11 protein-coding genes are annotated in these 19,538 nt (G+C 46.9%); 2 read left to right on the top strand and 9 right to left on the bottom strand.

The annotated features are described in order from the left end of the window. Positions 1-3: 3 nt before the first annotated feature. From HGO97_RS07830 to HGO97_RS07800, 7 genes are all read right to left on the bottom strand, one after another. Positions 4-1,824: a histidine kinase N-terminal 7TM domain-containing protein gene (locus tag HGO97_RS07830; RefSeq protein WP_216240753.1), complete on the bottom strand. Its 1,821-nt coding sequence runs from the start codon at positions 1,822-1,824 to the stop codon at positions 4-6. Continuing rightward, positions 1,821-9,275: a non-ribosomal peptide synthetase gene (locus HGO97_RS07825; RefSeq protein ID WP_216240752.1), complete on the bottom strand. Its 7,455-nt coding sequence runs from the start codon at positions 9,273-9,275 to the stop codon at positions 1,821-1,823. The genes HGO97_RS07830 and HGO97_RS07825 overlap by 4 nt, the downstream gene beginning before the upstream one ends. Positions 9,276-9,358: 83 nt before the next feature. Then, positions 9,359-10,381: a UDP-glucose 4-epimerase GalE gene (gene galE / locus HGO97_RS07820; protein WP_216240751.1), complete on the bottom strand. Its 1,023-nt coding sequence runs from the start codon at positions 10,379-10,381 to the stop codon at positions 9,359-9,361. A 66-nt stretch (positions 10,382-10,447) separates the two neighbouring features. After that, positions 10,448-11,368, bottom strand: coding sequence for a sugar phosphate nucleotidyltransferase (locus HGO97_RS07815; protein WP_216240750.1), 921 nt, complete (start codon positions 11,366-11,368; stop codon positions 10,448-10,450). A 312-nt stretch (positions 11,369-11,680) separates the two neighbouring features. Next, entirely contained in the window at positions 11,681-13,489 is a 1,809-nt protein-coding gene (locus HGO97_RS07810; protein ID WP_216240749.1) for an ABC-F family ATP-binding cassette domain-containing protein, read from the bottom strand. Positions 13,490-13,581: 92 nt separating this feature from the next. Continuing rightward, positions 13,582-14,526, bottom strand: coding sequence for an L-lactate dehydrogenase (locus HGO97_RS07805; protein WP_216240748.1), 945 nt, complete (start codon positions 14,524-14,526; stop codon positions 13,582-13,584). Positions 14,527-14,616: 90 nt separating this feature from the next. After that, a complete protein-coding gene (locus HGO97_RS07800; RefSeq protein WP_216240747.1) occupies positions 14,617-15,951 on the bottom strand; it encodes an MATE family efflux transporter in 1,335 nt (444 codons plus the stop codon). Positions 15,952-16,293: 342 nt separating this feature from the next. On the opposite strand from HGO97_RS07800, the gene HGO97_RS07795 reads away from it, so the two are divergent. Next, positions 16,294-17,163, top strand: a complete 870-nt coding sequence (locus tag HGO97_RS07795) for an ATP-dependent RNA helicase (protein ID WP_216240746.1) — start codon at positions 16,294-16,296, stop codon at positions 17,161-17,163. Positions 17,164-17,234: 71 nt separating this feature from the next. Here HGO97_RS07795 and HGO97_RS07790 read toward each other — a convergent pair whose 3' ends face one another. Together HGO97_RS07790 and HGO97_RS07785 are read right to left on the bottom strand one after the other, a co-directional pair. Beyond that, positions 17,235-17,561 (bottom strand): cupin domain-containing protein, encoded by a 327-nt coding sequence (locus HGO97_RS07790; RefSeq protein WP_216240745.1) that lies wholly within the window; start codon positions 17,559-17,561, stop codon positions 17,235-17,237. A 64-nt stretch (positions 17,562-17,625) separates the two neighbouring features. Beyond that, positions 17,626-18,207: a helix-turn-helix domain-containing protein gene (locus HGO97_RS07785; RefSeq protein ID WP_216240744.1), complete on the bottom strand. Its 582-nt coding sequence runs from the start codon at positions 18,205-18,207 to the stop codon at positions 17,626-17,628. Positions 18,208-18,524: 317 nt separating this feature from the next. Between HGO97_RS07785 and HGO97_RS07780 the strand changes: the two genes are divergently transcribed. After that, positions 18,525-19,532 (top strand): proline racemase family protein, encoded by a 1,008-nt coding sequence (locus tag HGO97_RS07780; RefSeq protein WP_216240743.1) that lies wholly within the window; start codon positions 18,525-18,527, stop codon positions 19,530-19,532. Positions 19,533-19,538: the final 6 nt, after the last annotated feature.

The following is a 19,538-nucleotide window of genomic DNA, read 5'->3' as shown; positions in this document are numbered from 1 at the left end:
TTTTTATTCCCTCTCATCCTCCGCAGGCAGCTCGACAAAGAAACTCGTGCCTCCATCCTCATTGTCGTCAGCCCATATTTTTCCTCCGAACCTTGCCCGGATGATTTCTGCTGAACTGTATAGTCCCAGCCCCGTGCCCTTCGTTCCCTTTGTCGTGCACATAGTCCTGAATAATTTTTCTTTCACATCCGCGGGAATTCCTGGTCCCTGATCTTTTACCTGGATGCAGATTCCCGCCTGGGTCCTATAGACCTTTAGTTCAATGTCCCCGCCTGTTTTCTCCATGGCATCACAGGCATTATCGATCAGATTATTGATTACCTGCACCATGTTGTTGATATCTCCATGGATCATCGTCCCCTGGGGAAGCCTCATATCTGTAAGGAGCCTGCATCCATTCTTCACCAGCTTGCCCTTTAAGAACATCTGTACTCTTTTGAGGACCTCTTCGATTGTAAATTCCCCCTCAGAGGTATTGCTCAAATTTGCCGCCATTCCCTTCACCGTCGTAATGATGTCCGACATGTATTCACAACATTCCCCAATTCTGTTCAGCCAGCCTGACATCTCTTTTGCAATCTCCAGATGATCTTCCACAGTCACTTCCTCATCCCCAATGCTTTCCTCATATTCCCGGACCAGGTCTATAAGAAGTGTCACATCCCCGGAAATCGCCATGATCGGTGTCTTTAAGTTGTGTGAGATGCTTCCAATCATCTGTCCCAGTGAAATCAGACGTTCCCTCTCCATTGTACGGCTTAAATTCTGTTGCTTCCTGCGCATCTCTTCCTTGATTTTGGTCACATCCCGAAACATCGCCATAACCCCGGCAAGTCTATGCTTAACAAGGATCGGTGTCAGTTCCACCGAATAGTAGAACTTCCCATCTTCACTGAGAATCGCCTGCTCATAAGAAATCATATTGACCGACTGCTTGCATACATCGAAAAAGTTCAAAAGATTATAGATCACGTCTTTTTTTCGTTCCTCCAAATCCTCCACGATCCTGTTCAAATAGCAGTTGGTCCTCATTTTATACTTTTCTCCAAAAATTGCTTCAAAGGCTGCATTGCAGTAGATGATACAACTGTCAGCCGATAGGACCGCATATCCCTCCGCAACATTCGCGGCCATATTTTCCAGCGCGGCTGGTTTGATATTCAGGAAGTTCAAATAGTATACTGCGATTCCATGGCAGAAGATCGTTACCAAAAAAGCCAGCGGCGTAGCAAAGATCGGCAGGTCCAGAATCCTGAGCGTAGCGAGCAGGTTTGTACAAAAAGGGACTAAAAGACCACCGATGAACAGCCCCACCTGCCCCCAGACCCGCTTTACCCTGGCTCTGCACCCGAACCGGATCATAATCACGATGACCAGGATGGAATACACATAATACTGCAGCCCAGAAATAATGAACAATGGTCCGAACTGCACCTCCGAAACATAAATGGAAAATCTTCTGTAGAATAAATGATGCAGCGGATTGGTAAATACAATCAGGGTGGTGATTCCCGGAAGTATATAAAGCAGCCAGTAATACCGGGGGACCTTTTCCAGATTTTTTGTAAAGACCAGCGAAATCAATAAAATCGTCATAATCAACAGTGCGGAACTCGCACATGTGATCGCGTCCAGCACCTGCAGCCCAGCCATACTGTCCATATGGTCCATGCCATTGACCGCTAAAAGCCACAGAAGGAGGAATACCGCTGAGGACAGGTATAATTTCTGGGCAGCGGAAAGCCGTCCCTTTAAAAGGCAGCTTACGATGAAAAAGCCAAGTGCTGCGGCTGAAATATCTAATATATGTCCGACGATCGTCATTTCCTATCCTCACTCCTTTCCTCTAAAAAGCATAGCTTCTGCTTTTCAAGCCTGGGCTCTCTCCACCAGAAATCCAATTCCGCCAGCTTCTCCAGCGTCTTTTCCTGACTGACTCTGACCATGGGCTGTAAGCCTCCTGCCTCGAACCAGGTCTGTGCCAATGCTTGAATATAAGGTGAATCTGATTGTATGCTTTTCTGTTTCAAACGGTTTGCAAATTCTTCCTCTGTCACCCTCTCCACCGGTCTGCAGGCTTTGACAAGGCTCCCGATTTTAACCTCGTACGGGCTGTAAATATGGTACGCTCCACCTACAGAACCACTCAGCCGCACCACCGCCTCAGCCGCCTCATTGACCGGAGTCAACTCCATCCTGTGTTGATACAGGCTGTCCGAGAGCACACCTAATTCCAGGATACCTTTCACCAAACGGTAATAGGCGTTCGACTGTGGATTTTTCTGGAACCGTCCATTATAGGAGTTGGCCGCAAGCCTTCCGATTCGGAAAATGCTTGCATGAAGTCCCTTTTGGACGGCATCATCCACCGCCTTTTCAGCGAGCACCTTACTCTTCACATAAGGATTTTCCTGCCAGTCCTGTCCCACATCCAGATCCATCTCTGAAAACGTATAGGGTTCTTTTGGTTTCTCCAGAAGATGACTTCCGGCAGTACTGATCGTGGACATATGCATCAGCGCTGCCCCTGAGGCCTCTGCAAACTCCAGGACCCGCATGGTCCCCTCTACATTCGCATGATATAACTCGGCTTCCACTGCATAATGTCTGACATCCGCAGCGCAGTGGAACACCCGGGTGACTCTGCCCGCCATCTCTTCATACTGTTCTTTGGGCAGAGCGAACCGTTCTTTTGCCAATTCGCCTGTCATTATATGCAGACGTTCTCTATATTTTTCATAGAAACCTTCCTGGAAGTACAGATTCAACACTTTGATCAGGCGTTCTTCCTCTCCCCTGATCAAACAATATATTTCTTCATTTCCATATTCCAGCAGCTTCTTTAAGATATGGCTGCCCAGATAGCCTGTAGCCCCGGTCAGCAATATGCCTCCCGGCCTTAAGATTTGCTCTGTCTGTACGGTCAGTCTGCGGGGAACCATGTAGTCTTTCGTTTCACTGCCAAGCCGCCGCACAGAGTTTTCCTCCCCTGGCATCTGATGCTCCCGCCCGGTCAGGATAGCCGTCTGTTCACGTAAGGTGGGGTGACGGTAAAAATCATTCAGATCAAATCCGTACTGCTCCTGATGGTAACGGTTCAGGACCAGGATTGCTTTTAGGGAGGTCCCTCCCTGCTCAAAGAAGGAAACATCCGGATTCGGTTCCCTTCCTAGAACCTCCGTCCATAATTCCTTAATTCTGTCCGACGGGCGATTTTTAAACGTCTCTGCCTGCAGCTCTTCCTCCGATACTGATTGCAATTCTTGATCAGCTTTAGAACTCCATTCTTCGTCGGCTTCTAATTGCGGTTCGTGGCCAACTTCCACTTGCAGTTCGTGGCTTCCTTCTATCTGCAGCACAGCAAGCTTCTTTACATCTGTCTTGCCGCTGGAAGTGCGCGGAAGCTCATCCAATTCCAAGAACTCGGAGGGAATCATATAGTCCGGCAGTTCTTTCGCCAGATATTCCCGCATGGCAGCTTCTTCATATCCCTCCGCCTTTACGAAAGCGGCTCTTAGATAAGCGGGTGCCCCATCCTCATACACTGGGACCACCGCGGCCTCTCTGACCATACCTGATTGCAGCATCAGCTCGGAGATTTCCATCGGCTCGATCCGGTGTCCATCCAGCTTCACCTGCGTATCCACACGGCCCAGGCACTGCCAGTTTCCATCTGCCCGAAGTCTTCCCAGATCTCCGGTCCGGTACATCCTTTCCCCTCTTAAGATATCATCCGGTACGAATACCTCCTCTGTCAGCTCGGGCTGGTTGATATATCCCGCAGAAAGACATTCCCCGGCAATATAGATTTCCCCCACCGCAGTCGGAAGCACTGGTTTTCTATGCTTATCCAGAAGATAATAGCGGCAATTCCCGATCGGCTTCCCAATATGGATACTATCCGACTCGGTAATATCCCCCTGACAATTATGGACCGACGTCTCCGTAGGACCGTAAATATTAAAGATTCGTGCATCTGTCAGACTTCTCAGTCTGTCCTTTAGTTCCATCCCCCAGGGCTCGCCTAACAGTATAATTCGGTGGATTCCCCGAAGTGCGCTTCTAAAGTTTTCATCTCCCAGGCACATCTGGATTCTGGATGGAGTCAACTGCAGAACAGTCACCTTATCCCGGATGATCCGCTCTGCCATCTTCCATGGAAGGACCATCTCCTGTTCATCCGCGATACTGATCGTATATCCCTTGGCTAACGCCAGGATGGTCTCTGTTGTAAAGACATCGAATACACAATTGGATGCACAGAGAATGACTTCTCTGCACGTCCCCAGCAGAGGTTCCAGATGCGCTGCCAGATTGGATAACGACTTATGGAGCATGACAACGCCCTTGGGACGTCCTGTGGTGCCGGAAGTGAAGATTACATTTGCTGCATCCTCGCCCCCATGCTCCTGACTACTTGTAGACTCTATTCGTGTCCGGCGCATCTGTTCTTCCTCCCATATAAGCGCCTCGCAGCCGATTCCCTCCAATACAAGTTCGGCCTGTCCGTAAACTGCCAGCCGTACCTCAGCCTGTTCTAACATATAGCGGATGCGCTCCTTCGGAAACGCCGGATCTACCGGGACATATGCCGCCCCTGTTTTTAAGATTCCGAACATCAAAACTGGCAGTAATCCGGTCCGCCTTGTTAAAAAGGCGACCTTATCTCCTCTTTGTACCCCTGCCGACCTCAATGCTGCCGCCAGAAGATCTGATTGGTATTTCAAATCGGCGTAGGTATCACAGATATCCCTGCCCCACCGCACTGCAGTCCTCTCTGGCCTAAGCAATGCTGTCTCATCCATCATCTGGTCGACAGTTGCTGCATCATAGGGAGTCCTCATTCTTCTCGGACGCTCCAAAAGCCGGATTCTGTCAGCCATATCGAGTATTTCTATTTCCTTGAGTCTTCTATCACAGTCCTCCAGAATCGATGCCAGCCCCTGGACCATACATCTGCTGTAAAATGCGATCGTAACTTCATCGAACAGACTTTTTGCATACTCGAACCGGAACTGATATCCTCCCTTCAGGAATGTCACCTCAAGATTCAGATCCATCTTCACCGCATGTGTCTCATATGGGACATAGGTAAGTCCGGCACTGCCGATGGAAATCTCTTCCGCTTTAAGTGGTGTCATCGTAAAAAGAGTGGTAAACAACGGATTGCGGTCTCTTCTTCTCTCCACTGCAGCAATCTCTGCCAATTCTTCAAGAGAGATTTCCTGGTGATCCAGCATATTGGTCACCGTCTGGCAGACGGATGCTAAATAGCTTTCCATTGTCATCTCCGGGTCTGTATTCAGGCAGACGGGAAGCGTATTGACAAAGACGCCCGTCATATCCTCCAGCTTCTGTCTGCGCCGTCCTGAGAACGGCGTTCCCACAACCACCTTGTCCGCCCCCGAACAACGGCTGAGCAAAAGTCCATACATGGACAACAAAAGCATAAAAACAGTCACATGGTGCTGCTCACAGTACGCGTTAAGTTTGTCATTCCATTCCTCTGGCAGCCAAAATAGATACTGTGCTCCTTTTCCGTCGAATACAGAAGGCCTTGGCCTGTCAGACGGAAGCTCCCAGTTCGGCAGCCCCTCCTTGAACTGCTCCTCCCAGAACTCTCTGGATGGATTTCTGCCCTCATCTTCTTTGTGCTTCCTCCACCAGGCATAATCTACAAAGGTCACTTCCGGCCGGCTGACCGAAAGCCCTTGATAATACCTATGAAGCCTGGAAAGCAAAAGCTGACTGCTCAGTCCATCGGAAATGATGTGATGCATATCCAAGATGAGCCCCGGCCGGTTTTCCGGCAGCTTTACCATAGCTGCCCGAAGCAGAGGCCCCTCTGCCAGGTCAAAGGGCCTTACAAAGTCCCTCATTGCTTCTTCTATGGTATCCGTCTCCATCCACCCCAACTGAAAATTAAGCGCAGGATTTACCTTTGCAATGACATTTCCTGCTTCCATATGAAATGTTGTCCGCAATACCGGATCCTCTTCTATCATTTTGCAAAAGGCCTGTTCAAGCCTGGGGAACTCCAGCCATTCACTGAGCTCAAAGGCCGTCGGCATATTGTAGCTGATCCGGGTCCCATCCAGCTCATGCAGGACATAAAAACCTGCTTGGGATGGGGTCAGAGGATACCAGTCCTGATTCTCTGCCCTTTTAATTTCTGAATCAGGAACCGTTTTTTCAAGTGCTTTGCCGCGAATCAGGCTTCCCAATCTTCTAAGAGTGGAGCAGCCGTATAATTCAGAGACCGTAAGCGTCCTGGAAAATTCCTTTTCCACCTCCAAAAGCATCTGGACCGCATTCAGAGAGTCTCCGCCGGATTGGAAGTAATCCGAATAGACGCCCAGTCCGTCTCGCTTGAGTACCCTTTTCCAGATGGTCAGCAGACGCTCTTCCACCTCATCGGCCGGCCCTTCAGTCGAATCCGGCAGCTCTGGCTTCTCAAGCCGCGCGAAATCGGTCTTCCCATTTCCTGTCAGGGGAAGCACATCTTTCTTGATCAGTGCTGCCGGAAGCAGATAACGCGGCAGATAAGCGGCCGCATAAGTCAATAGCTCTTCCTCCCCAAGCGACGGTCTGCCTGTAAAATAGGCCAGCAGCCTTCCCTCCCAGACAGTAACAGCAGCCGTATCTACAGATGGATGCCTCATAAGCACAGATTCGATCTCCGAGAGTTCAATCCTGTGTCCCAGCAGCTTCACCTGCTGATCTTTTCTTCCCAGATAGAATATGTTCCCATCTTCAGACCATTTTCCAAAATCTCCGGTCCTATATATCCGCTTCCCCGCAACGAATGGGTCCTCTAAGAACCGATCCCTTGTCAACTCCTCCCGGTTGTGATATCCTCTCGCCAGACATTCTCCTCCGATATAGATTTCTCCTTCACAGCCCGGCGGCAGCGGATTCTTAAACTCATCCAGAATATAGATCCTGCAGTTCTGCAGTGGTGCCCCGATACTCACAGCATCCTTTCCATTCATTTTGGCATGGCTGACCGCCACAGTCGCTTCTGACGGCCCATATTGATTGTATAGAGAGGCCGTGGTGTGCGCATGGATCTGCTGATAGAGTTGAGGCGGCAGACTCTCCCCTCCGCAGATAATCGTCTCCAGATGGGGAAGGGCCTTTCGAAACACTTCTTCTTTCATGTATGCAGATAATCGGGAAGGCGTCAGTGCCATAAACCCCACATCATAATCGTGGATCAACTGCCCGATCCGTATCGGATGATTCATCTCTTCTTCCGATGCAATGACAATTGTCCGTCCATTCAAAAGTGCCAACACACTTTCCAGCAGAAATGCATCAAACCCTACATTGCAGATGGACAGCACAGCCCCCTTCGGATACAGATGCTTCATGGCATCTGCCAGGTTTAAAACACTGTGCTGCTCGATCTCTACTGCCTTTGGCTCCCCAGTGCTTCCAGAGGTATAGACCAGATAAGCAAGATCCTTTGGAGCGGCCCTGTAAAAATCATCTGCTTTCACTTCCGACCCCATAGAAAGTTCCTGAAATAGAAGAAACGAAAAGTTCTCCTCCGCTTCCCATACATCCTCTGTGATACACAGTGCGGCCCCGCTGTCTTTCAGCATCAATTTCTTCCGGTTCACAGGAAGCTTCGTATCAATCAGAAGCCAGTGATTTCCTGAATAAATGATTCCTGCAAGCGCGGCAAACAGACTGTCGCTCCTTCTCATGTGAACTGCCACAGTCCTGTTTTCTGCTTTAATGTGTGTCGTGATCTGTCGGGCGATATGCACTGCCGTATTTCCCAGCTCCTGGTATGATGTCCTTTTTCCCTGAAAAATCAATGCGGCTCTGTCTGGGTAAAGCAGGACATTTTCTGCCATCTTTTCCGCAATATTCTTCTCTCTGTCATACCAGTTATCCGTCTGATTAAAATCATAGATGACTCGCTCTTCACTCTCTTCATCTAAGATCGGCAGACTTGAGATCGGTATATCCGGGTTTAGAAGCGCCCGCTTTAAAATCCGGGAGATTGCATGATGGAGATGTTCAATCTCCTGTTCACTGAAGATCTGCGTCAAATAATCATAATCTACCACAAACTGATTTTCTTTGTCCCGGCTGCTTAGATGAATACACAATGCTTCACTCTGATATCCGCTATAATACCAACGGCCTTCCAGAGATACACGTGCCCCTCTAAGGTGATCCATCTTACCGTTCTGATAAGACAGAACAATATCGAACAAGGGGCCTCCGTCTTGGCTGCTCTCCCCTGCTAATTGTTTGATTGATTCAAATGGAATTCTCTGATGACAGAGTAATGAGAGCCAGTCTTCCCTCAGCTTTTCGTTGAACTCATTCCAGGTCATAGAAATATCCAGCTCATTCACGAAAGGAAGGGTGTTGACGAACATTCCGCCCGTCTGCTTTTCCTTGAAATTGAGCCTGTTAATGGTAGGCACCCCGATACAGAAACGCTTCTGCCCCTTCATCCGCCTCAAATACACTGCCAGGCCCATATAAAAGACCGCAAAAGGAGAGACCTTCTCTTTTTCACAGAACCCGCCGATCAGACGGTTCAGGCGATTCGAAAAACAACAGGATTTTCGTAGGCCGACTGGGCTTAACAGGGCGCACTGATGCTCCTTAACAAACCCCGGGGAAATATCCCTTAATTTTTCTTTCCAGAATTTTTTATCCTTTTCGAAAGCTTTAGACTGTAAATATTTCTGTTCACTCAAGACATGCTCCCTATAGGACCCGGTGGGCGTTGCATCCCCCTCCTGTCCAGAAAGCAACTGAAAGTAGTTGTGTATGATATGATTTGTAACCAATGCATGAGACCATGCATCCGCAATGATATGATGTACCTTCATATAGATACCGCCGCTGTTCTCAGAGGTCTTAAAAATCATCATCTGACACAGCGGATGATCCAGCAAAGCAAATTGCTCCCTGGCAACAGACTGAAACCAGGTCTGAATCCCCTGTTCGTCTGTCTCTGTAAAATCAAAAAAAGCAGCTCCTAAAGGGATTTCCTTTGCCACGAACTGACAGGGCTTTCCATCCCTTATGGTAATGCGGGTACGAAGGGATGGAAAGGCCTGAAATGTAAGCCTGATACAGGTCCAAAGATGCTCCAGATCCAGATTCCCTTCTATTTTAAGCGCAGTACATATGTTGTTCATCGAAAGTCCCGGGTGTGCCATTTCCAAATTCCAGATATTCATCTGACTGGAGGATAATGGCAGGTATTCGAAATGATCTGTCATCCTATCTTCTCCGTACATCTCACTTTTCTCCTGTTTATCTGTATGGTACAGCATCCGGACGTATCAGGCTGCCATCTTTAGGCAGCCTGTCCAGTATGTATTTAGTCAGCGTTCCTGTAACCGTCAGGATTCATGGACTGCCATCTCCAGGAATCTTCGCACATCTCCTCAATTCCTCGTTCTGCTATCCAGCCAAGCTCCTCTTTTGCCTTTGTAGCATCGCAGTAGCAGGTCGCTATGTCTCCGGCACGACGCGGCTTGATCTGATAAGGAATTTCTCTGCCGCTGGCTGTCTCATATGCCTTCACTACATCTAATACACTATATCCTACCCCTGTACCAAGGTTATAAATATGAACCCCTTTGCTCTTCCTCATCTTCTCGATCGCCTTCACATGTCCCACAGCAAGGTCTACGACATGGATATAGTCGCGCACTCCTGTGCCGTCCGGTGTATCGTAATCATCCCCGAATACGCCCAGGCAGTCCAGCTTTCCGACTGCTACCTGTGCAATATATGGAACCAGGTTGTTCGGAATTCCCTTCGGATCTTCCCCGATCAGGCCGGACTTATGTGCACCGATCGGATTGAAATAACGAAGGAGCATGATATTCCATTCCGGGTCCCCGGTATGCAGGTCAGTTAAGATCTGCTCCAGCATTCCTTTCGTACGTCCATATGGATTCGTGATCTCGCCCTTCGGACAGTTCTCCGTAATCGGAATCTCCGCCGGATCTCCATACACAGTTGCAGAGGAGCTAAAGATCATGTTCTTGCATCCGTGCTGCCTCATCACATCACATAAGATCAAGGTACCTGTTATATTATTGTGATAATACTCCCATGGTTTTGATACGGATTCTCCGACTGCTTTGAGTCCTGCAAAATTAATGACCGCCTCGATCTCCTCATTCTCAAAAATCGGATTTAAGTCTTCCCGATTCAGGATATCTCCTTTATAGAATTTCAGCGTTTTCCCTGTAATGCTCTGTACTCTTTCCAAAGCGGTCTCGCTGGAATTATACAGGTTGTCTACAACAACGACATCGTAACCTCTCTCCAAAAGCTCCACACATGTATGGCTCCCGATATATCCGGCGCCTCCTGCTACTAAAATTGCCATAATCTACTTCCTTTCCGTAATCTGTAACGTATGCTTAGGTATCGTAACTGCGGCAGTTTCGATTCTCTACTCCCACAAATGGAGTGGATAGATTCCCTGCTCCTTCATTCTGACAATTGCGTCTACGACACTCTGCTTGTCCTCTTTATATGTAATCCCATACCATCTGTCCTCAGACTCGAGCACCTTCACTGTCGCCTTCTGTTCAGCAATCAGTTCTCCGACTACTGACGGCAGAAAATACTCACATTTCAGCGGGTTCTCTTTCAGATTCTTCTCAAGGAATCTTGGGAAACGCGCTTCAATCTCCTTTAACATACTGGCTGTAAATCCAAACATATTCAGAGAGACGATACAATCTGGATCGATCGCTGTCCATGACTTTCCATCATCCTCTGTAAATGCCACACCATCTTTTCTCTTCTCGATATGGGTACGCTCCACAATCCCTGTCAGATAGCCGTTCTCATCCGTCTTGCATATTCCTCTGGAAACATATCCGTTGTCAGTCAGTGTATTGGTCAGATGATAGCCCACCATCGCATATCTGTACTTCTCATCATCCTCATTCTCGGATAAATAATCATAAATCTCTTTGAGCGCATGTACTCCATAATAGTCATCCGCATTGATCACTGCGAATGGTCCGTCTACTGCATCCTTGCAGCTCAAGATAGCGTGTCCTGTTCCAAACGGCTTCACACGCCCCTTTGGGACCTCAAATCCATCCGGCAGGTCTTCAAGCTTCTGATATACGTAAGATACCTCCATGAATTCACTGATCCGATCTCCGATGCTGGCACGAAACTCTTCGTCATACTCTTCTTTGATAATAAATACTACTTTCTCGAACCCTGCTCTTCTTGCATCAAAAATGGAAAAATCCATGATGATATGCCCTTCTTCGTCTACAGGATCAATCTGCTTTAAGCCGCCATAACGGCTTCCCATTCCAGCCGCCATAATGACAAGTACCGGTTTTTTCATAGCTTAGCACCTCTTTCTTAATTAATCATGACCCCGTATAATCACACAACCATTAAATGTAATCACGCATTTTCGGTTTTTTCTCTTTATTTTCGTTTATAAATCATATTCACCATTATACTGCTTAAATTGTCTGGGGTCAATGTCCTAAATTATTATATCACAGAACGAAACGACACTCTATAAGTTTTTGTTAGAAAGGCCCCCTCAAAGTGCCTTTCACACACCTTGAGAGGGCCTCATACATCCAAGGATAAATCCGTCCTGTTTCCAACATTCGGTCCATTTTGCTTTGTGTACAGAATCTATCCTCTAATTCCCTTTTTGGGCCTCGATTCTTTCCGCCAGATCATTCAGATAGACCCAGCGCTCCATTTTTACTTCCAACTCCTGCTCAGCCTGGTCCTTGAGGGCCATCAATTCACCTAATTTCATAGAATTTGTGGCATTTTTCAGGATGTCCTCCTCCAGCTTTTCAAGCTTCGCCTCGAGACTGGCAATGTTTTCATCGATCGTCTCGTATTCTTTCTGTTCTTTATAGGAAAACTTCAGCTTTACAGGACTATTCTGTTTCCAATCTCTGCTGCTTTTCTTTTCCGTACTGTCGTTTCCTAAAGATGTATTCACGGCTGCTGATGAAGCATTGCGCTGTCTTGCTTCCAGATAATCCGTATATCCGCCTTCATACTGCTTGAGATGTCCACCTTCCTCGAATGCAAAGATACGGTCCACCACATTATCCAGGAAATATCTGTCATGAGATACCGTAATGACAATACCCGGAAAGCTGTTTAAGTAATCCTCAAAAATAGTCAATGTCGGAATATCCAGGTCATTGCATTCATCGATCAGAAGACAATTCGGGGCGCCCTGGAGGATTCCCAATAAGTACAGACGCTTCTTTTCCCCTCCCGAAAGCTTTTCAATCGGCGCATACTGCATATCAGGGGTGAACAGGAAACGCTCCAGCATCTGAGAAGCGGTAATTCTGCCCTGTTTTGTCGGGATATACTCTGCGATATCGCGGACATAATCGATCACCCTCTGCCTGGTGTCCATATTGGGGACTTCCTGGGCAAAATATCCAAGCCTGACTGTCTCACCGATTTCTATTTTCCCTGAATCTGGCTCGATCAGCCCTGCGATCATCTTGATCAGGGTAGATTTTCCGCAGCCATTGGGACCGACAATTCCGAGCCGCTGGTTCTTGAGGACGATATAATCGAAATTCTCTATGATCTTTTTCTCGCCATAGCTTTTACTGATATGGTTCAGCTCCACCGTCTTTTTCCCCATACGGGTCTCAATGGACTCCATCTCCACTGTCTGGCTCTGAATGGGGGAGGCTCCATTTTTTAATGCTTCCAACCGCTCTAATCTGGCCCTTTGTTTGGTACTTCTTGCACGGCAGCCGCGTTTGGCCCATTCCAGCTCCATACGCAGGACACTCTGACGTTTTCTCTCACTTGCCAGCTCCATTTCTTCCCTCTGTGCCTTCATTTCCAGGAACTTGGAGTAATTCGCCTCGTAAGCATACAGCTTCCCATAGCTGATTTCCAGGATTTTATTCGTCACCTTATCGAGGAAATACCGGTCATGAGTCACCATCAATACAACGCCCTTATAACGTTTCAAATACTCCTCTAGCCAGGTAATCATCTCTTCATCCAAATGGTTCGTCGGCTCATCCAGAATAAGAACATCGGATGGCTCGATCAGGACTTTTGCAAGAGCTGCACGCTTTTTCTGACCTCCTGACAAGTGGCCCATGTAAGCCCCGTGATCTTTCAGCCCCAGGTGGTTCAGGATACTTTTCGCATCACTCTCCACATCCCACACCTCCTGCTTCTGCCCTGCCAGAACATAAGACAGGACGGTCGCGTCCATAGGGAATTCCTGGTTCTGGGGCAGATAACCGATCTTGATGCCATTCTGCCTGACCACCTGTCCTTCATCCGGCTCCTCACTCCCCGCTATGATCCGCAGTAAGGTCGTCTTGCCTGTCCCGTTGATTCCGATGATTCCAATCTTATCCCCATCATGAATTCCATAGGAAACATCATCGAAAATAACCTTCTCTCCAAAAATTTTGCTGATGTGCTCTATATTTAAAACATTCATTCGAATATTCCTCCCTTTTTTGACTTTTCTATCATAAGGGATTTTCCAAAAAACGTCAAGAATTTCGAAGTCACAGTGTCTGTTTCAAGAGATTACACCTCTTCGATTTTGTTGTAAATTGTATGCAGGGCGTTCGCTGATTCTTTCAGCTTCTCCTTTTCCTGCGCATTCAGAGGTATCTCTATAATATCCTCCGCTCCGTCTCTTCCCAATACCGTCGGAAGGCCGATACAGATATGATGAATCCCATAATGTCCCTGGGCCAGACTGGATACAGTCAGGATGGAATGTTCATCCCTAACAAGTGCCTGCGCGATTCTCCTGACAGCCATTGCCACTGCATAGAAGGTCGAGCCCTTACGGTCAATGATTTCGTAGGCACTGTCCCGCACCTCTTCATAAATCTCATTGAGCTGCAGGCTGTCCCTTGTGCGTCCGTGCTGACGACAGTATTCATCTACCGGAAGCCCTGCAACGGTAGCACTGCTCCAGGCTGCCAGTTCGCTGTCCCCATGTTCCCCGATCATCCAGGCATGGATATTGCGGTAATCCAGATTAAATTTTTGTCCCAACAGATATTTCAGTCTTGCCGTATCCAGGACCGTTCCACTTCCAATGACCCTGGATGCCGGAAAGCCCGAAAGCTTTAAGGCCAGGCTGGTCAGCACATCGACCGGATTCGTAACGATCAAAAGGATGCACTCTGAATTATATTTGACGATTTCAGGGATGATCTGCCTAAATACCCGGGCATTCTTTTCCGAAATATCCAGCCTTGTCTCCCCCGGCATCTGATTCGCCCCGGCAGTCACGATGACCAGATAGGCATCCTTCAAATCAGCGTAATCCCCTGCATAGATTTCTGATGGTACTGTGAAGGGGATTCCGTGTCCAATATCCAGGGCCTCTCCCTCCGCTTTCTTCTGATCGATATCGATCAGGACCATTTCATTAAAAAGTCCGCTTTCTATTAATGTATAGGCGGTCGTTGCACCGACTCCGCCGCATCCGATGATGCCGCATTTCTGAATATTCATCCTGTACTCCTCTTTTCTGCTTTTTCTGTTATTATTTCCAGGTTACATAGATTTGTATTCTCTGCAGCATCATAATATGAAATTTTTAAATCAATCGATTAGATTTTGTTTCTTCCAGGTGCCAGACAGGTAGAAACCGACTGAGAGAGCTGTCCCAATCACCCAGCCGATCGGCCAGGACAGCCAGATTCCCGTCTCCTTCCAGATTCCAGACAGAAGGAAGGCTAAAATCACCCGCAGAATCAAGTCAGAAAACGTGGCGATCATGAACGCCTTCATTGCTCCTGCACCGCGCAGCACTCCATCTGCAATCAGTTTTAACGATATCACAACATAAAATGGGGAGACGATCCTCAAAAAATCCACACCTACCTGGGCCGCCTTTTCACCGCCCTCACTCATAAAAAGCTCTACGATCGGTCTTCCTCCCAGGAAAAATAGAAGAAAGACCGGAACTGCCACGCTCAGCACCATGACCACACCGGAACGGAAACCTTTTGCCGCCCTATCCATCTTCTTCGCTCCGATATTCTGCGCTGTAAAACTGGAAACACCGTTACCAAGGGTCGTAAATGACGTGATTGCAAAGGTATTGATTTTCATTCCGGCCGAATATCCCGCCACCACTGCAGATCCATAGCTGTTGATCAGCCCCTGTACGAACAAATTCCCTACAGAGATAAAACTCTGCTGCAGAATACTTGGAACCGCTACTTCCATGATTTTCTTTAGCATTGACACAGAAAAATGGAGGTACTCTCCACTTTCAATACTATTCAGCCGTTTTTTCAAAGTGATATAGGCCAGTATCGAGGAGACGCCTTGAGCCAGGAATGTCGCCCATGCCACACCGCTGACGCCCATATGAAACTGAATCACGAAGACCAGATCCAATATGATATTCCCCACAGAGGAGGCAATCAGAAAATACAGCGGAGTCTTGGAATCTCCAAGAGCCGTGAAGACACCGGTGCAGATATTATATAGGAAAAGGAAGATCAGGCCGCATATGTAAATATTCAGATACAGCGCCGAATCACCAAATATATCCTCCGGGGTCTTAAGCAGTACCATAAGTGGTCTGCTAAAGACCAGTCCCAGAACGGTCAGCAGAACACTGATTCCAAGGACGGTCCTAAGAGATGTACTCACCGCACTTTTCATCTGCTCATACTCTTTCGCGCCAAAATACAAAGAAATCACAACAGAGCACCCTATGTTCAGCCCGGTCGCCACCGCCATAAAAATCATGGTGATGGGGTAAGAAGCACCCACCGCTGCCAAGGCATTGACCCCGACAAATTTACCTGCCACGATGCTGTCCACGATATTGTATAGCTGCTGGAACATCACACTGACCAGCATCGGAATCGTGAATCTCCACAAAATCTTAGAAGGTCTGCCTTCTGTCATATCCGTAATCATCTCATACTCACTCCTGTCTCATTTATCTTAAGAATCCCTTTGTTCTGCACATTTGCTGCCGCTTTCATATCCATTTGGAATGGATGCGTGATTTTATCAAATCACAGCGATCTTTTTATTTTATCATCTTTTATAGAAATATAAAAGAAATCTTATGACTTTATGAATTTTTTGTGATTGCACTTGAGTATAGATAAAAAAAGTTATACCATAGCATAAGTACCCAGAGAATGGCAGGTGTATACAGGTGTATTGTAACGTACAGACCATATAGTATGTTCTGTCATGAACTTACTGCCAGGTTACTTGGATGACTGAGTTTTTAATTTGAGGAGGAAATGAATGAGTTCTAAGAAAAATAGTATTTCTATTTTTGATGATGATTTTGAGGTGACTTATGAGGAAGAAATTCCTTTTTCATATAGTTTTGATACGAAGCCTGTTTCAAAGGGGGCCACGGATGAGACCGTTGTCATGGCTGCGCGCGATTTTGATGAAGTCGACTATGAAGATTCCTATGAGGATGATTACGACGAGGATTATGGGGATTCCTACGAGGATGAAGATGAGTATGACGATCAGTACGAGAACGACTACTATGATCAAGATTATGAGGAGGATGACTATGATTATGACAGAGATGCCCCTCGCAGAAAGCGAAAGAAACGAAAAGGCTCTTCTGGAAATGGAGCCCGTCTGCTTTCACCAGTCAAAAAGACAGCCAAATATGGCACAAAGGCAATTTACCGGACTGCACGTTCTGTCGTCAGAATCATATCCGCACTGATCACTGCAGGTACTTTTTGTGTGCTTGCATACAACTTCTGGAGGGGAGCTGCCCCATATGGGGATCCCCAGAAGATTCTGACAGATCAAAATTTTGCACTGGCCGCCTATGCCGGAGTAGCTGCTGTCATTCTTTTATTTGAATTGATCTCCTTCTTCTGGTCTTTAACTAAAATGAAGTTCCGGGAAGGACGCAAAATCTATAAGGAAGATACCGGAAGAGGTCTGTTTTCTTTTATTTTTATTTATATTGCCTCTTACCTCTCCTTCTTACTCTGCTCCTTCCTGCCGGATACGCTCGGCTCCTATGATGTATTGAACGGACTAAAGGGAGCCCTGGATGTGTACGGCTCCCTTCATAATGTACTGCTTGGTCTGTGTCTGGCAGGTGCCATCTCCTGTCTGGTGCGCAGACATATGAACTGACACAAAAGTCCCCGCCGATCACTTTTGCCTTCACGGCACGCAAGTAATCGGCGGGGACTTATTGGATAAGATTAATCTTTTATGATCAATGCCATAAATACCAGATCATCCAGCCCTGTGTTGGCAAGGGCATGTCCGCTGTTGTCCGGGGTGAACGTGATATCTCCTGCCTTGACGCTTCGTTTCATTCCATTGTCATTATATATTCCCTCACCCGAAAGAATATAATAAGTCTCACTCTCCCCATGGTGCTCATGGTATCCAAGGGTACAGTTCTTTTCCAAAGTCACCTCCGCATAGAGGCCGCATTTTCCATTCAGTTCCTTTTCTCCCAGAAGCCGTTTGATAATTACATGTCCTTCCCCACCGCACATATTTTCTATACGTTCTACTGTCATGTCCCATTCCTCCCTCATATTTATTGTCTTTTTAGCTGCATCCTTTTGTGCACTTTGCACAATTTTACTCTTTTTCTTCGTAAAATGGACTTGGAATATTAACAGTTAATAGTTTAACTATCTTATTGGTAGAGTTCATCCAATTATGTGCCTTATCAGATGAAAACTGTACGCTGTCCCCCGGGTTCAGTGTGTACCTCTGGGAGTCCAAAAACAGAGTCACAGTTCCCTCCAGAACATAGATGAATTCCTCCCCCTTATGACTGTACATCTCCAGCTCTTCTTCCTCCTGATTCGCCTGCGGCATCAACTGCGTCAGACGCGGCAGCATCTGGAATGATGAAATATCATGATTCAACACTGCCTGGAAGATCTTCGCGGCAGTCTGATCATAGCGCTGTGAAAAGCTATACATGACAGGCTCTTCGTTTTTCTCCTGGCAACTGTCAAAAAATACAGAAAGCTTCACATTCAATGCCTCTGAAATTAATTCGAGACTATCCACAGCAACCGATGACAATCCTCTCTCAAGCTGTGACAAAAAGCCCGTTGATAAGCCCGTCATCTCACTAAGCTGCTTTAATGTCAAGTTCTGTGATGTTCGGATTGTCTTTATTTTTTCTCCAATGGTATCGGAATGGCTCATTTTCAGAATCCCCTTTCTGGATATCTTTTACAGATATAAATCAAGTATACCCTCCCTCCCCAATCCCGTCAATACAAGTATCCTTTCAAACCAATCAATGAGGTTGAATATTTTTTCACAAAAATGATGGATTTTGGCCCATATTTTCATTTTATCAAATTTAATTCGTTACAAATTTCACATTAAAGAAATAAATATTCACAAAAATGAACTTTACTACTTGTATTTGTGAAAAAGCATGCTAGAATGAAATCAACAACAAAGTGTATACAAAATAATGAATCGTATACAAGATTTCAGAAAAGGAGGTCTGTATCTTGAAAATTAAAAAGACGTTCCACACCATTGACACTCATACCAGCGGAGAGCCGACACGCAATGTATTAGGTGGAATTCCATATATCAAGGGAAATACCATGCTGGAAAAACTTCAGTACATGATGACTGAAGGCGACTGGGTCAGACAGCTTTTGACTTATGAGCCGCGGGGAAATGACGTTATGTCAGGAACGATCATCACTGCTCCCTGCAGTCCAGAGGCGGACATCGGAGTCCTGTATTTTGAAGTCGGCGGATGGATGCCCATGTGCGGACATGACACGATCGGTGTCGGAACTGCGCTCGTAGAGTCCGGTATGATAGAAGTAACGGAGCCATTTACATATGTCACATTGGATACAGCCGCAGGATTGGTGAAGCTTAAGATCGAAGTCGTCGAAGGAGAGGCAAGAAGCGTCTCTTTCCTGAACGCTCCTGCATTTGTCATGGCAGAAAATGTAACGGTCAATACGGATGAGTATGGTCCAGTCACCTTAGACATCGCATACGGCGGGAATATTTACGCGATTCTACCGGCCGCCTCTGTAGGACTCACACTGAATCCTAAGAACTCCGCCAAGATCATACAGACCGGAAATCTTTTAAAAGATGAGATCAACACACAGATCCAGGTCATGCATCCCGAGATTCCGTTCGCCAACCATGTGACCCATGTAGAGTTCTATGAAAACAGCCAGACTCAAAAGAACCTGATTCGAAATGCTGTCGTCATCCCGCCGGGGGCAATCGACCGCTCACCATGCGGAACCGGAACATCCGCCAAGCTTTCAGTGCTTGCGAAAAAGGGACTGATCCAAAAAGGAGAATCCTTTATCCATGAAAGCATCATCGGCGGCAGATTCGAATGTACTTATGTAGATGACGCACTGGTCGGCTCACTTCCGGCAGTCATCCCAGAGGTAAAAGGACGGGCATTTATCACAGGGATCCATACCTTTATGTTGGACCCAGAAGATATCTTCCCGGCAGGATATCAATTAGCTTAGAATGGA

This window comes from Faecalicatena faecalis, assembly GCF_012524165.2.
Classification (GTDB): Bacteria; Bacillota; Clostridia; order Lachnospirales; family Lachnospiraceae; genus Faecalicatena_A; species Faecalicatena_A faecalis.
Note: the sequence above shows the minus strand (reverse complement) of the source record. Positions and strands in the feature narration are given on the sequence as shown.

What these genes read in the sequence shown, in the direction of transcription:
- galE (WP_216240751.1), bottom strand. Translation starts at nt 10,381, where the DNA reads ATGGCAATTTTAGTAGCAGGAGGCGCCGGATATATCGGGAGCCATACA.
- HGO97_RS07830 (WP_216240753.1), bottom strand. Translation starts at nt 1,824, where the DNA reads ATGACGATCGTCGGACATATATTAGATATTTCAGCCGCAGCACTTGGC.
- HGO97_RS07800 (WP_216240747.1), bottom strand. Translation starts at nt 15,951, where the DNA reads ATGATTACGGATATGACAGAAGGCAGACCTTCTAAGATTTTGTGGAGA.
- HGO97_RS07815 (WP_216240750.1), bottom strand. Translation starts at nt 11,368, where the DNA reads ATGAAAAAACCGGTACTTGTCATTATGGCGGCTGGAATGGGAAGCCGT.
- HGO97_RS07795 (WP_216240746.1), top strand. Translation starts at nt 16,294, where the DNA reads ATGAGTTCTAAGAAAAATAGTATTTCTATTTTTGATGATGATTTTGAG.
- HGO97_RS07825 (WP_216240752.1), bottom strand. Translation starts at nt 9,275, where the DNA reads ATGTACGGAGAAGATAGGATGACAGATCATTTCGAATACCTGCCATTA.
- HGO97_RS07810 (WP_216240749.1), bottom strand. Translation starts at nt 13,489, where the DNA reads ATGAATGTTTTAAATATAGAGCACATCAGCAAAATTTTTGGAGAGAAG.
- HGO97_RS07790 (WP_216240745.1), bottom strand. Translation starts at nt 17,561, where the DNA reads ATGACAGTAGAACGTATAGAAAATATGTGCGGTGGGGAAGGACATGTA.
- HGO97_RS07785 (WP_216240744.1), bottom strand. Translation starts at nt 18,207, where the DNA reads ATGAGCCATTCCGATACCATTGGAGAAAAAATAAAGACAATCCGAACA.
- HGO97_RS07805 (WP_216240748.1), bottom strand. Translation starts at nt 14,526, where the DNA reads ATGAATATTCAGAAATGCGGCATCATCGGATGCGGCGGAGTCGGTGCA.